Raw genomic sequence first — 13,127 nt, 5'->3', positions numbered from 1 at the left:
ACCTTGATGGCAGCCTTCTTATTTTAATTTGGCTAAAATTAAAAATCGATGGATCATGGCTAGTCGGCTTATTCAGATACTGATCGGGTTTCTGTTGTTGGGTATGGTCGGATGCGCCTCGCCAGCAGAGCAATCCCCTTACCCGGCCGTGGTTTCTAGACAGATACCAGTGCAGGTATCCACTGGCCCGGCACCCCCTCCCCGTCCGATCCCAGACTCCAAACCCAGAGAACCGCTCCCCGGGAATTTGCCTCAGGATGACCGGTTCCTGCAGGACTATGCTCAGGCTCTCAAGAAAATCCAAACTATCCAGCGTCCCAAACGCAAAGACGAGAAGATCTATCCTATTGACCTCAATTTAAAAAATGCTGACCTGGTGGAAACCATCGGGGTTCTGGCGGACACCATGGGGATCAACTACTTAATCGATCCCCGGGTCAAAGGCAAAGCCAGCGTGCGAGCCACCGGCAAGCTGAGTCAGAGCGAACTGTTATCCATCCTGGAAACCCTGTTGTTGGTGAATGGGGCCGCCTTGATCAGAGATGTCAATGTTTATAAGATTGTCCCGGCAGACAAGGTTGGGGCGCAGGCCTTACCGGTCTATACCCGAGGGATTCCGCCGACCGGGATGACCGTCCAGGTAGTTTTCTTAGAGCAGACCGCCGCCAAAGAGATGATGCCGGTTCTGAAGCCCCTAATGTCTCCCGGCGGATCCATCTCTGAAGCTGCAAATAATTCCTTAATCCTGGTCGATTATCCTGCCAATCTGGAAAAACTGCTGAATCTCATCCACCTGATCGACACCCGCAGTCTGGCTCAAACTCAGATTCAGATTGCCAAGGTGGATAATACCTCCCCGCAGAATCTGATTTCTGAGTTAGAGGTAATTTTTTCCGCATATGGTGCTTTAGCCCCCAAGGAGAAATTTGGCGTGGGCTTCCTGCCGGTCCCCCGACTTAATTCGATCCTGGTCCTGGCCGGTTCCAAGCCCCTGATGGACCGGGCCCTTTACTGGATTCGCCAGCTAGATCTGAAAACCGACATGCTGGCCGACATCCATGTCTATCACGTGGAGAACTATAAGGCCAGAAACCTGGCCAACCTCCTGACCCAGGTATATGGTGGCAAGCCCCTGGCGCCGGAGGTAAAGGAGGTTGAACCTGAGGACCGCCGCCCCACTTTCTTGGGACAGTCTGGTGCTGCAGGGGAAGGAGGTCTAGGAACCGGCATCATGGGTGGAACCAGGACCTCAGGTTTGGGGCAATCAGGAGGCGGCGCTGGCAGTATTGAAAGAAGGCGAGGCCCGGGCGGAGGCCTGTTAGAGGGACAGAAGGAACAGGCCGTTCCCTTAGCCGAAGCCGCGGCCCCAGAGGTCTCCCCTAAGGAAGGGGTGCGCATCATCCCGGACGAAGAGAACAACCTGCTGGTGATAGTCGCCCCTCCCCATGAATGGCGGGTGATTTCTCAGCTCTTGCAGCGCCTGGACCTTATGCCCCGTCAGGTGCTGAATGAGATCTTGATTGCCGAAGTGCGGCTCACCGGCGATCTCAAGTATGGCGTAGAGTGGTTTTTGAACTCCAAACTGGTCACCCCTAAAACCAAGAACGGCACCCCCAGTCTAAATATCTTGCAAGGACCCTCAGCCGCCTTTTCCAAGGCCATCGGCGGCTTTACGTTTGCGGTCCGGGATTCCTTAAATGAATTCCGAGGCTTGATCCATATGCTGGCCGAAGAGGGCAAGGTCAACATCCTGGCCTCGCCCCACATCATGGCAGCCAACAATCAAGAAGCCCGTATCCAGATCGGCCAGGATGTTCCCATTCTGACTTCCCAGGCGGTCCCCCTGATCAGCCAGACAACCTCTTTACAGACCCAGACGGTGGAATACCGCAGTACTGGGATTATCATGCTTGTGAAACCCCAGATCAATGCCAAGGGCCTGGTGACCCTGGACATCACTCAGGAGGTGAGCGCCGCGGTCCCCACTACCACTGGGGTGGAAGCCAGCCCCACCTTTATCATCCGCACTGCCAAGACTTCTCTGATCACCGGCGACAATCAGACTATCGTCTTGGGCGGTCTGATCCGGGAGGATGCGACCCGGACGGCCTATGGCATTCCCGGCTTGCGCAAGATCCCCTTGCTGGGAGCGCTGTTTGGCAGCGAAGAGGTGAAAAGAGAAAAGACCGAGCTTTTGGTGCTGATTACCCCCCACATTATCTCCAGCCTGGAAGAGGGAGCCCGCCTCACCGATGAAGTCAAGCACCGCATCCCTCTGGAAGAATTAAGTCCCGAATGGCAGAAAAAGACCCAACCTAGACCTCCGAGGGCGCCATGAAATAGTATATCCCGCCACCATAATTGAGAAACCCGGATACCGAGTGCTTTTTAGGCCCCCCGGATATTTTTATGGTTAGCTGAGCCGCTCTGGTGGTCGGACTGATCCAATGGCTCTTGGGAGATTTGAGCGAGAAGTCCTTGCCGAGAGAAGACGATAAGGATGACGATAATAATCAGCAAAAAATGCTATATTCAGTAATTGAAAATTAATTAAGAAAATATTATATTAATCAAAATTTATGGCTAAACAGAGCCACCAGGGGAGGCGCACATGAGCCGGCTGTTGATGGTAGGTATTCTGATATTGGGATTGGCACTGGGCAGCAGTATCGCCACAGCCCAAAACTACTCTCAGAGCAAACCCAGTCCGGAGGTTATGTTCCTCGATGGTCTGGTGGGGCGGCCGATTGGGATTGCAGCCACTGCGGTGGGATTTGCCACCCTGGTAGCCACCCTACCCTTCACCCTGCCCTCTGGCAGCACCGGTCAGGCCGCCCGCGGACTGGTGCGGGAGCCTGCGGCCTGGACCATTGGCCGACCTTTAGGTCAGAACTATATGTTCCACCGCCATCAAAGATTCTGGCTGCCTTGAGCCTTTCAAGCGGTGGGATAATAAGATAATTTTCATCTAGATGACGGGCTACCAGAATATTAAACCAAGTAGATCTGGCTCGGCAAAGAGGTAGACCAAAGCAGCCAAACCCAGAAAAGGGCCGAAGGGGATCGGAGTTAAGCGCCCCTGGCCGCTTTTCCAGGCCAACATCCCGCCGCCTAGACTCCCCAGGGTGGCGCTGATCAGAATCACCACCGGAATCGATTTGAGGCCCAAAAAGGCCCCGATCAGAGCCAGCAGCTTGACATCCCCGCCGCCCAAACCCTGACGCCCGGTCACTTTCCCATAACCCCAGCCTATGGCTTGCAACAGAGCGGCACCTGCCACTGCCCCGGCTAACGCCTGGCTAAAGGAAAGATGGGGCAGTATCAGGGCCAAGACCAGCCCCAGAGCAATGCCGGGTAGAGTGATGATATCGGGAAGCCACTGATGTTCCAGATCAAGCCCGGTCAGGATCACCAGGGCGGCGGTAAACGGCCCATAGGCGAACAGCAGCGGCTCCCCCGGGAACCGGGCCCATAGCCCCAGGGCCAGTAATCCGCCCGCCAATTCAACAGCGGGATAGCGCCACGGAATGTCACCCTGACAGAAGCGGCATCTACCTTTCAGCCAGATAAAACTGATAATCGGCAGGTTGTCATACCAGGGGATTGGGTGGCGGCATTGCGGGCAGCGGGACCGGCCGGCCCACACCGGTTCCCCCTGGGGAAGCCGAGTGATTACCACATTAAGGAAACTCCCCAGAGCCAGACCTGCCAGGAAGGCCAGAAGATAAGCGATCATCAGGTTGGTCCCGACCGGCTCGGCAACGTCAGCCTCGACTTACTCGGTTCCTACCTCGAGGCGGCTTACCTTGGTTAGGGGCATATTCCAGTAGCCCAGGTCAGTGTTGCCTTCCAAAATGTAATTGATTGAAATTTCCGACTGCAGAGCCTCTCCAGAGGTCAGAACAATTTTAGCCGGGCGATAACCGTCCTGGTCCGGGCCAGTGAACTCCAGGCGTTGGATCAGGGTTAAGGGGATCCAGGTATTGGCCCCTGCTTCCCGGACCCGGAGCTCCTGGCGAGTCCCGGGAAGCCTCAAGCCACGCACATAATAGGCCAAGCCATCCTCAGTGATAACCACGCTGGGCCAGGTAAGCGGGGCCGGCACCATCTGGGGGGCACAGGCGGCCCCCAACCACAGTATCAGGCCCAGCAGCCAAACTTTTTGCCGAATCAAGGGGCAGATTTTTATCATTTCTTGATTTTCTCTAAAGACGGTACTTCTACTATACAATCAAAATTTTAAATCGAGCAATTATTTTTCACATTATTTTTTAACCTGGTTTAGCTGCCCTCCCGGAAATGAATAGGGCCCCGATACAAAAATATATTTCCCTTGAATCAAGAATTTTTCTGGGCTAAATTAACTTATCCCGAAAGTTTAGATACTGCCTTTAATTTATCGGATCATCAACCAGAAGCGGATAATACCGGGAGAAGCTATGAAGCGTTATCAGGATGCAAAATGGACCCGCGCCATGGCCTTGACGCTGGATTATAATTATGCCATGGCCGACTTTGTGGGAGTACAAAATGGTTTGCGCTCCGAAGAACTGGATGAATTAACAACCCGTATTCAAGAGATCGACCAGGATTTAAAAACCCGCCGGCAACAGGGGAAATTAGCCTTTTATGAGCTTCCTTATCGGCAAGAGACCATCACCGAGGTCAAAAACCTGGCCAAACCCCTATTGGAGTGGTTCTGGGATTTTATTGTCCTGGGAATCGGCGGGTCAGCCCTGGGGGCCCGGGCCTTGCATCAGGCCCTGTGTCATCCCCAGCATAATCTATTGGCCCTCGCCCGGCGGCATCATAGGCCGCGGTTGTTGGTCGCGGATAATATTGATCCGGACGGCTTTTACGGCCTCTTAGACGCGGTCGATTTGCGTCGCACCGTCTTTAATGTTATATCTAAATCAGGTAGTACGGCCGAAACCCTGAGCCAATTCTTGTTTGTTTACGGAATGTTAAAAGGCCGGTTAGGAGAAGCACGAGCCCGAGATCGGGTGATCCTGACCACTGATCCAGAACAGGGTAATCTCCGCCGCCTGGCGCAATCGGAAGGGTTTAGAAGTCTTACCATCCCCCCCAAGGTGGGCGGCCGGTTTTCGATCTTCAGCGCGGTCGGCATGTTTCCGGCCGAAATGGTGGGGATTGACATAGATGAATTAATGGCCGGTGCCCGCTTTATGGATGTGTGCCTCAAGGAGCCGGAATTCAAAAATAATCTGGCGTATCGGCTGGCGGCGATTTATTATCTTTTCTATACCCGCAAGAATCGGCCGATTCAGGTATTAATGCCATATGCCTCGTCCCTGTCCGGGGTGGCGGAGTGGTTCTGCCAGATCTGGGCCGAAAGCCTGGGGAAAAAATTCAACCTCCAAGGTCAGATAGTCAACGTCGGCCCTACCCCGGTGCGAGCCTTGGGAGCCACGGATCAACACTCCCAGCTTCAGCTTTATATTGAGGGTCCATTTGATAAAGTAATTACTTTTTTAGAGGTGGAAAACTTTCAGCATCACGTGGCGCTTCCCTCCCTCTACCCAGAGCTCGAAGGCTTAAGTTATCTGGGCGGTCATACCCTGAACGAACTGATCAAAGCGGAGAAAACCGCCACCGCCTTCAATCTCATGCGCAACGGACGTCCCAATCTGACCATCCGGCTCCCGGAGATCAATGCCTTTACCATCGGACAACTGCTCTTCCTTTTTGAGGTAATGACCGTAAGCTTGGGAGGACTATTGGGGGTAAATCCTCTGGACCAGCCTGGGGTGGAGGGGGGCAAGCATACCACCTATGGCCTGATGGGCCGACCGGGATTTGAGGAGTATCGACAGCAACTAGAGAGTGCCCCACCCCTCCGGGAACAATATCAAATCATCTGAGACTGCAGCCTGATGGCAATGTTTGAGCGGCTTAAACTGGCCTGGCGGCCTGACCGCCAGGATGTGGAAACCTTTCGGCTGGTAAAGTTTTTCTCTTTTACCGGCTTCATGGTGATTTTGATCTTTACTCTGCTGCTCACCCTGCTACTGGTCTACCGGGCTCAGAAGCTGGCCCTGAAAAAAAGCCAAGATTACGCCCTGCTGGTGGCGGCTAATCTAAACCATCAGGTTTTTCAACAATTTGTCTTGCCCGTAGCCATCCGCTATCAGGGAAAAATTCAGATCAAAGATCCCGAGCAGTTTGAACGGCTGGATGCCGTAGTCCGCCACACTATTCATGGTTTTCACATCAAACAGGTGAACATTTATGATCAGGTGGGAACCCTTTCTTATAGTACCGACGACATTCCCTTAGGGGAGGATTGTTATGATGTTCCTGAGGTTAAAAAGGCCTTATTGGGCGAACCCAGTCTGATCGCCCCCAACAGTCTCCTGGACCTGCTACTTTTTCATTTGACCGCACCCCAACAACTGAAAACCTATATTCCCTTCCGACTAGAGAGAAAATTGACCCCGGAACTGGGGCCGGTGATCGGGGTGTTTGAAATCACTCAGGATATTTCCCAAGATCTGGCCGAAATCGGTTGGTTCCAGCTCTTTATCATCACCACCCTGGTGGTGATCATGGGTCTCTTATTCCTAATTCTGCGGCAAATTGTCAAAAAGGCGGAGATAATTTTAGAGCGGCGGCACGAAGAACAAAAGGCTCTGTTAGCCCAGCTCAATCAGGCCGAAAAACTGGCGGCCCTGGGGGAGATGATCGCCGGGGTGGCGCACGAAATCCGCAACCCCCTGGGAATTATCAGTTCCACGGCAGAACTCTTGCGGCAACGCCTGGCCAAATATGAGCCCCAGGACCGACTGGCGCAGATTATTGTGGAGGAATCGAACCGACTCAACCAGACCGTGACGGAATTCCTTGACTTTGCCCGGCCGCGCGAACCCAACCTGCGGCCCTGCAACCCGGAAGAAATCCTGGAGCGCAATCTTGAACTTCTCCAGCCGGAGATTGAGAAACACCACATCACGGTGGACAGGCATTATAGTCTTGACGGCCATCCTTTGACGGCCGACCCTGATCTCCTCTACCGGGCCTTTTTAAATATTTTGCTCAATGCCATTCAGGCTCTGCCCGAGGGGGGTAAGATCACCGTGACCACTAGATTCGGGCCCCATAACGAGGGTGCCCTGATCCAGGTACAGGATAATGGCGAAGGGATTGAGGCGGAAGCTATCAGCAAAATCTTCAATCCTTTTTTTACTACCAAGGATATGGGTAGCGGTTTGGGGCTGTCGATCGTAAAAAGCATTATCGAAAGCCACCGCGGCACTATTGACATCGACAGCACCCCGGGCCAGGGGACTACCGTCATCATCATGTTGCCAGATGCGGAGTGAACCAATAAATTCCCGCCCGATGGTCCTTCCTGCCCAGCGATTCAACAACTTAGCCGGATGGTTGGTGAGCTTAGGAATCCCCGACCGGCAAGAGTTCTAAATTCGGCTGAAATTAAAAGTGGCCCGGTCATCTACTGGATGCGTCGGGATCAACGGGTCCATGATAATTGGGCCTTGCTCTTCTCTCAGGAACAAGCCTTAAAACAAGGGGCCCCGCTTTTGGTAGTTTTTTGCCTGGTACCGCGTTTCTTAAATGCTGCCTTAAAACAATACTCCTTTATGATCCAGGGGCTTCAGGAACTGCCACGGAACCTTGCCGCCCAAAATTCATCGGGCTTGGCCGGAATTTCTGGAAGATTTCCCACCCCGGGCCAGGCATCCCCAGGCCTAGGGTGAGCCAGATATTTGGCAAAATCCGCTACATGAGTTATAATGCCTATAAAGCAAAATTCCATATTAAAGCCTATATTAAAAAAAGTTTGTAAAGTCGGGAAAAAGCCGCTCATTATATGGCTTCTTGGCGGACAGCGAAAATTCCGTACTTTAGGGAGTTACCTCAGGTAATAAGGTCATAGTTAAGTTAAAAGCTTGATGGTGAGCTTTAAAATCATCTGTTACCCTAGCTTTGCCATTATACTGTTATAACTTGGCTATGCTGATCAGCCTGGCTTTAGCGTAATAATATTTTTCAGGTATATTACTACGAGCATTTAAAAGATTACTTTGAGGGGAGGGCGAGGGACCGCCGCTCCCTCTCCCCAGAGCTTTTTTCTGACCCCTATTCATTTATTTTATTTTATGATCTGAGTGATAATTAGGCGTTCGGACTCCAAACTAAAATTTCCAGGGAATTTATGGATACCATCCTGGTTGTTGATGATGAAAAAAATTATCTGCTGGTCATGGAGGCCTTGCTTTCCGGGGCTGGATACGAAGTGCTGACCGCCGAAAGCGCCACCGAAGCCCAGAAGATTGTCCGCCATAATGATCTGGATCTGATCATCACCGATATGAAAATGCCCAGAGTCAGCGGCATCGAATTGATGGAAGAAATCCAGCACCTTAATCCCGACTTGCCGGTAATCATCATGACCGCCTTCGGCACGGTGGAAAAAGCGGTGGAGGCCATGAAAAAAGGGGCCTTCGACTACATCACCAAGCCCTTCAAAAACGAGGAGATTCTCGTCACTATTGCCAAGGCCTTGGAATTACGGCATCTTCTGGACGAGAACCGACGTCTCCGTCAGGACCTGGCCCAAAAGTACCGGTTCGAGAATATTGTCGGCAACAGCCGGGCCATGCAGGAGATCTTTGCCCTGGTAGAAAAAGTGGCCCAAACTCGGGTAACGGTCCTGATCACTGGCGAAAGTGGCACTGGTAAGGAGCTGATCGCCCGGGCCATTCATCAACGCAGCCCCCGCAGCCAAAGGCCCTTTATCTCGGTAAATTGCGGGGCCTTGACCGAGACCCTGCTGGAAAGTGAGCTTTTCGGCCATGAAAAAGGTGCCTTCACCCACGCCGTGGCCCTCCGCAAAGGCCGGTTTGAGCTGGCCGACGGCGGCACCCTGTTCCTGGACGAAGTGACCGAGATGTCTCCGGCCCTGCAGGTCAAATTACTGCGAGTCCTGCAGGAAATGGAGTTTGAGCGGGTAGGCGGATCGCGTACCCTGCGGGTGGACGTGCGCCTAGTGGCCGCTTCTAATCGGGATTTAAAAGCCGAAGTCGACGAAGGGAATTTTCGAGAAGACCTGTTTTACCGCCTTAATGTGGTCCACCTGGAGATTCCGCCGCTGCGCCAGCGGCCCGAGGATATCCCGCTCCTCGTGACTCATTTTATTCAAAAATATACCCAGGAAAACGCTCAGGGCGAAGTCCGGGTGGATCCGGAGACCATGAGAATCTTAACCCGGCATTCTTGGCCGGGTAATGTCCGGGAATTGGAAAATGTCATCGAACGGGCCGTAATTCTTCGCAGTGGCGACGTCATTACTCCGGCTGATTTGCCCCCCAATCTGGCCACCACCCGGCCCGAAAGCGAGTTTGACATTGACCGCCTGGTCCCCCTCAACACCCCCTTACCCGAAGCCCTGGAACGCATTGAAGAACTGATGATCCGGCGGGCCTTGGAACATTCCGGCCAGGTCCAGGTTCGGGCCGCCGAACTGCTGGGAATTACCAAAAGCCTGTTGCAGTATAAGCTGAAGAAATATCATCTGAATGTCTAGAGGGCGATTTGTGTCTTACCCAGACCAGCCCTCTGAGCGGTTGAGGAGCGATTGTGGAACTCAAAGATTTTCCGGAAGATTTACAACCTTATCTCATCCCTACCCCTAAGGGGGAAATGGTCTATCGCTGTCTGGAGTGCGGGGCGGAATATGGCATTGATGAATTGCTCTATACCTGTCCCCGCTGCCAGGGCCTGTTTTTGCTGGAGGACAAGGCCGCTGACCGCCTCTGGCAGCTGCCCGGCAGCTTCTGGCGGCGGCTGTTCAATTACCGGAAAATGTTAAATATTGCAGCAGTAAAAGGTATTTTTCTTTATCATGAGCTGATTGCTCCGGTCATGCCCCCGGAGGACATCATCTATCTGGGAGAAGGCCATACCCCCCAGGTAGCCGCCAATAGCCGCCTGCAGAATGAAATCGGCATGGCCTTTTATTACAAAAACGACGGCCAGAACCCCAGTGCCTCTTTCAAGGACCGGGGCATGGCTGCCGCCTTGAGTTACCTCAACTATCTCATCCGCACCCGCAACCTGGAGGGCGTATTGGCGATCTGCGCCTCTACCGGCGACACCTCGGCAGCCGCCGCCCTGTATGCCTCCTATCTGGGGGATAAGCTAGCTTCGGCAGTGCTGCTGCCACAGGGCAAAGTCACCCCCCAGCAGCTTTCCCAGCCCCTGGGCAGCGGCACCCGGGTGTTTGAGATTCCCGGCGTCTTTGACGATTGCATGCGGGTGGTGGAGGCCCTGTCGGAGCGCTACCACGTGGCGCTGCTCAACTCCAAAAATAGCTGGCGCATCCGGGGGCAGGAGTCTTATGCCTATGAAATCGCCCAGTGGTACGATTTTCACCTGAAAAAAAAGGTTATCGTGATCCCCATCGGCAATGCCGGGAACATCACCGCGGTGCTGGAAGGCTTATTGCGGTTCCATGATTTGGGTATCATCGACACCCTGCCCCGGGTTCTGGGGGTACAATCGCACCATGCCGACCCGGTGTTTCGCTATTACCAGGAGCAGAACCCCACCAAGCGCATCTTCGTTCCGGTCACCGTCAAGGCGAGCGTGGCCCAGGCCGCCATGATCGGTCGGCCAGTCTCCATGCCGCGGGTCATCCACCGGGTAGAGGAGTATCTGCGCCGGGCTGGCGAGGGCAGCTTTGCGGTAGTCCAGGTCACGGAACAGGAGATCATGGACTCGATGCTCTTGGCCAACCGCAACGGCCACATTGCCTGCACCCAGGGCGGCGAATCCCTGGCCGGATTGCGGGCGGCCCTGCGAGCCGGTCTGGTCAATCGGGACGAAGAGGCGGTGCTGGATGCCACCGCCCATGCCCTCAAATTCAGCTCCTTTCAGCAGATGTATTTCGACAACAGCTTCCCGCCGGAATTTGAGGTGGTGCCTAAGCCCGAATATCAGAACCACCCGCAATTGCTGACCCCGCAGGTAAATCTGGCATCGGGCCGCCCCGCATCTCCGGCCGCACAGCAGACGTTTACCCAGGATCTAGTCAAGCAATTGGCAGCCATATTAGCTTTGAAATCCAGGGACGAAGATTAGGAAGAGAGAAAGTTGTGCAGAAATCGCTGTCACCAATTTTTCTGGATATAGAGGATAAAAATAACAAACTCATTCGCCCCCGGAATCGCAAAAGGCGAATAGTATTCGGTTGGTACGGCGGGAAGTTTAACCATCTTGATTGGCTTTTACCCCTCTTACCTAAATGCCATCACTACTGCGAGCCTTTCGGAGGGTCAGCGGCGGTACTCCTTAATCGTGAACCATCACCGGTTGAGACTTATAACGATATAGATGGAGAGGTAGTTAATTTCTTTCGTATCTTGCGCGACAAAAAAGACGAGCTGATCCAGGCTATAGCCCTGACGCCATTTTCTCGGGAAGAATTCTTCTTTGCTATAAACTGCGATGTCGGCTCCCTATCTGAGGTTGAACGTGCCCGCCGGTTTTTTGTCCGCGCCCGTCAGGCTAGAACCGGCTTAGCCCAAACCGCAACCCTGGGAAGATGGGCAAATTGCAAGAACACTAGCCGAGCCGGGATGTCTGGAGTAGTGTCGCGCTGGCTCGGCAGTGTCGAAGATCTCCCTGACATTGCTTTGCGTTTGCTTCGAGTACAAATCGAAAATCGTCCAGCAATTGAACTGATCAAATTATATGATGGGGCAGGAACGCTATTCTATTGCGATCCCCCTTACGTGCATGATACACGGGGAGATAGCAAAGCCTATGGCTTTGAGATGGATGAATTGGAGCACCGCCAACTAGCCACAGTATTGGTCAACTGCAAGGGTAAAGTAGCAGTTTCTGGTTATCGTTGCGATATCTTGGATAAGCTTTATGAAGGTTGGCGCCGCTTTGACGCGCCTCCTAAGCATTGTCACTCTATAAAAAAGTTACGCCAAGAGGCTTTGTGGATGAATTATTGAAGGAACCTGATTAGCATGTCTGCAATTGATTACCATCTGGCTCGAGAGTTGCTGGAAAAATCCATACTTGCAGCTGAAAAAGCCGTTCTCCAAGGGGCTGCCCTACCCGTAAGGGACGATATCCAGACTGCTTTACAGACTCTGTTCCGATCTAAAACCCAGGCCTATCGTGAAGTCCTTTTAGGTTGTACTTTAGCCAGAATATTAGATAAATCTATTAATATCCGCCAACCATACACAGATCTGGGGCCAAACGCCTTCAGTGGTCGCAGCCTCGATGAAAAGGTTATAAATCCCTTTTTACATGAAAAGCGTATTCCATCAACTCATGGCCTCTATCTAAGTGTATTCCGACGCTCGGTCCGCTTTGATCTGACTACACGGGATGGCTTGAGAGATAAAAAAGGTTATGATGCTTTCCTTAGTCTTTTAAATTACTTAGAATCAACTTCAGTAGATGCTGAACTCGGAAATTTTTTGCAATACCACTTGTATAAGTTTGTTAAATTACGGGAAAGTGCTGCAATACCGCTCTTTAGGCCACAGAGACTTAGCCTGGACCAATACGACACTTTGATTTCCGGTCTGCTTAATACTCCCAGCGGCGGTAGATTTCCATTGATCTTAGTAGTAGCTACCTTTTTTACCATTAAGCATTTGTTTGGCTTGCAAAATTGGACAATAAATTCGCAAGATATTAATGTCGCTGATGTTGCTTCGGGCGCGGGTGGTGATATAACCATTACCAGCCAGGGGCAGACGCTTATGGCGGTTGAAGTAACCGAACGCCCAGTGGACAGATCGCGAGTTGTGGCAACCTTTAATACAAAAATCGCCCCTGCCGGAATTGAGGATTATCTGTTCTGTTTAAAAACTTCTCCTCCCTCCTCGGAAACCATGGAGCAGGCTCGACAATATTTTGCCCAGGGTCATGAAGTAAATTTTGTCGAAATCAAAAATTGGATTTTAATGTTGCTGGCTACCATCGGCAAAGCTGGAAGGGCATTGTTTAATAAAGAGATGATGCGGCTATTAGAAGAACCACATGTTCCTAAACTTATCAAAATAGCATGGAACGAGCAACTTAATAAAATATTCGCTATTTAACGTTAGGTTATCCAG

Annotated in this window: 11 protein-coding genes; 9 read left to right on the top strand and 2 right to left on the bottom strand. The window is 52.4% G+C overall.

Translation table 11 applies throughout. From position 1 onward, the window contains the following. The first annotated feature begins 55 nt into the window (after nt 1-55). Together gspD and JRG72_03065 are read left to right on the top strand one after the other, a co-directional pair. Complete coding sequence (gene gspD / locus JRG72_03070; protein ID MBW2134205.1) at nt 56-2,338, top strand: type II secretion system secretin GspD; 2,283 nt, start codon at nt 56-58, stop codon at nt 2,336-2,338. Nucleotides 2,339-2,611: 273 nt separating this feature from the next. After that, the gene (locus tag JRG72_03065) at nt 2,612-2,932 is read left to right on the top strand and encodes a hypothetical protein (GenBank protein ID MBW2134204.1); all 321 of its coding nucleotides are present in this window, start codon (nt 2,612-2,614) and stop codon (nt 2,930-2,932) included. A gap of 48 nt (nt 2,933-2,980) precedes the next feature. Here the strand turns inward: JRG72_03065 and JRG72_03060 are convergent, their stop codons facing one another. Continuing rightward, on the bottom strand, nt 2,981-3,736 hold the full coding sequence (locus JRG72_03060; protein MBW2134203.1) for a prepilin peptidase: 756 nt from the start codon (nt 3,734-3,736) through the stop codon (nt 2,981-2,983). Nucleotides 3,737-3,775: 39 nt separating this feature from the next. After that, a complete protein-coding gene (locus tag JRG72_03055) occupies nt 3,776-4,192 on the bottom strand; it encodes a hypothetical protein (protein MBW2134202.1) in 417 nt (138 codons plus the stop codon). A 247-nt stretch (nt 4,193-4,439) separates the two neighbouring features. Between JRG72_03055 and JRG72_03050 the strand changes: the two genes are divergently transcribed. The 7 genes from JRG72_03050 (at nt 4,440) to JRG72_03020 (ending at nt 13,112) form a co-directional block, all read left to right on the top strand. After that, nucleotides 4,440-5,882 (top strand): glucose-6-phosphate isomerase, encoded by a 1,443-nt coding sequence (locus JRG72_03050; GenBank protein MBW2134201.1) that lies wholly within the window; start codon nt 4,440-4,442, stop codon nt 5,880-5,882. Between the two features lie 12 nt (nt 5,883-5,894). Further along, nucleotides 5,895-7,340: a two-component sensor histidine kinase gene (locus JRG72_03045; GenBank protein ID MBW2134200.1), complete on the top strand. Its 1,446-nt coding sequence runs from the start codon at nt 5,895-5,897 to the stop codon at nt 7,338-7,340. A gap of 57 nt (nt 7,341-7,397) precedes the next feature. Beyond that, nucleotides 7,398-7,736 carry a deoxyribodipyrimidine photo-lyase gene (locus tag JRG72_03040; GenBank protein ID MBW2134199.1) on the top strand — a complete coding sequence of 113 codons (339 nt, stop codon included), beginning with the start codon at nt 7,398-7,400 and terminating at the stop codon, nt 7,734-7,736. A gap of 458 nt (nt 7,737-8,194) precedes the next feature. Then, nucleotides 8,195-9,565 carry a sigma-54-dependent Fis family transcriptional regulator gene (locus JRG72_03035; protein ID MBW2134198.1) on the top strand — a complete coding sequence of 457 codons (1,371 nt, stop codon included), beginning with the start codon at nt 8,195-8,197 and terminating at the stop codon, nt 9,563-9,565. A gap of 53 nt (nt 9,566-9,618) precedes the next feature. Further along, entirely contained in the window at nt 9,619-11,121 is a 1,503-nt protein-coding gene (gene thrC, locus JRG72_03030) for a threonine synthase (protein MBW2134197.1), read from the top strand. A gap of 47 nt (nt 11,122-11,168) precedes the next feature. Beyond that, nucleotides 11,169-12,005: a DNA adenine methylase gene (locus JRG72_03025; protein MBW2134196.1), complete on the top strand. Its 837-nt coding sequence runs from the start codon at nt 11,169-11,171 to the stop codon at nt 12,003-12,005. Between the two features lie 15 nt (nt 12,006-12,020). Further along, nucleotides 12,021-13,112, top strand: a complete 1,092-nt coding sequence (locus tag JRG72_03020; protein ID MBW2134195.1) for a restriction endonuclease, SacI family — start codon at nt 12,021-12,023, stop codon at nt 13,110-13,112. The last annotated feature ends 15 nt before the right edge of the window (nt 13,113-13,127 follow it).

The sequence above is a fragment of the Deltaproteobacteria bacterium genome (assembly GCA_019309545.1).
Taxonomy (GTDB): Bacteria; Desulfobacterota; Desulfobaccia; order Desulfobaccales; family Desulfobaccaceae; genus Desulfobacca_B.
This window is presented reverse-complemented; position numbering and strand designations above follow the sequence as displayed.

What these genes read in the sequence shown, in the direction of transcription:
- gspD (MBW2134205.1), top strand. Translation starts at nt 56, where the DNA reads ATGGCTAGTCGGCTTATTCAGATACTGATCGGGTTTCTGTTGTTGGGT.
- JRG72_03065 (MBW2134204.1), top strand. Translation starts at nt 2,612, where the DNA reads ATGAGCCGGCTGTTGATGGTAGGTATTCTGATATTGGGATTGGCACTG.
- JRG72_03060 (MBW2134203.1), bottom strand. Translation starts at nt 3,736, where the DNA reads ATGATCGCTTATCTTCTGGCCTTCCTGGCAGGTCTGGCTCTGGGGAGT.
- JRG72_03055 (MBW2134202.1), bottom strand. Translation starts at nt 4,192, where the DNA reads ATGATAAAAATCTGCCCCTTGATTCGGCAAAAAGTTTGGCTGCTGGGC.
- JRG72_03050 (MBW2134201.1), top strand. Translation starts at nt 4,440, where the DNA reads ATGAAGCGTTATCAGGATGCAAAATGGACCCGCGCCATGGCCTTGACG.
- JRG72_03045 (MBW2134200.1), top strand. Translation starts at nt 5,895, where the DNA reads ATGGCAATGTTTGAGCGGCTTAAACTGGCCTGGCGGCCTGACCGCCAG.
- JRG72_03040 (MBW2134199.1), top strand. Translation starts at nt 7,398, where the DNA reads ATGGTTGGTGAGCTTAGGAATCCCCGACCGGCAAGAGTTCTAAATTCG.
- JRG72_03035 (MBW2134198.1), top strand. Translation starts at nt 8,195, where the DNA reads ATGGATACCATCCTGGTTGTTGATGATGAAAAAAATTATCTGCTGGTC.
- JRG72_03020 (MBW2134195.1), top strand. Translation starts at nt 12,021, where the DNA reads ATGTCTGCAATTGATTACCATCTGGCTCGAGAGTTGCTGGAAAAATCC.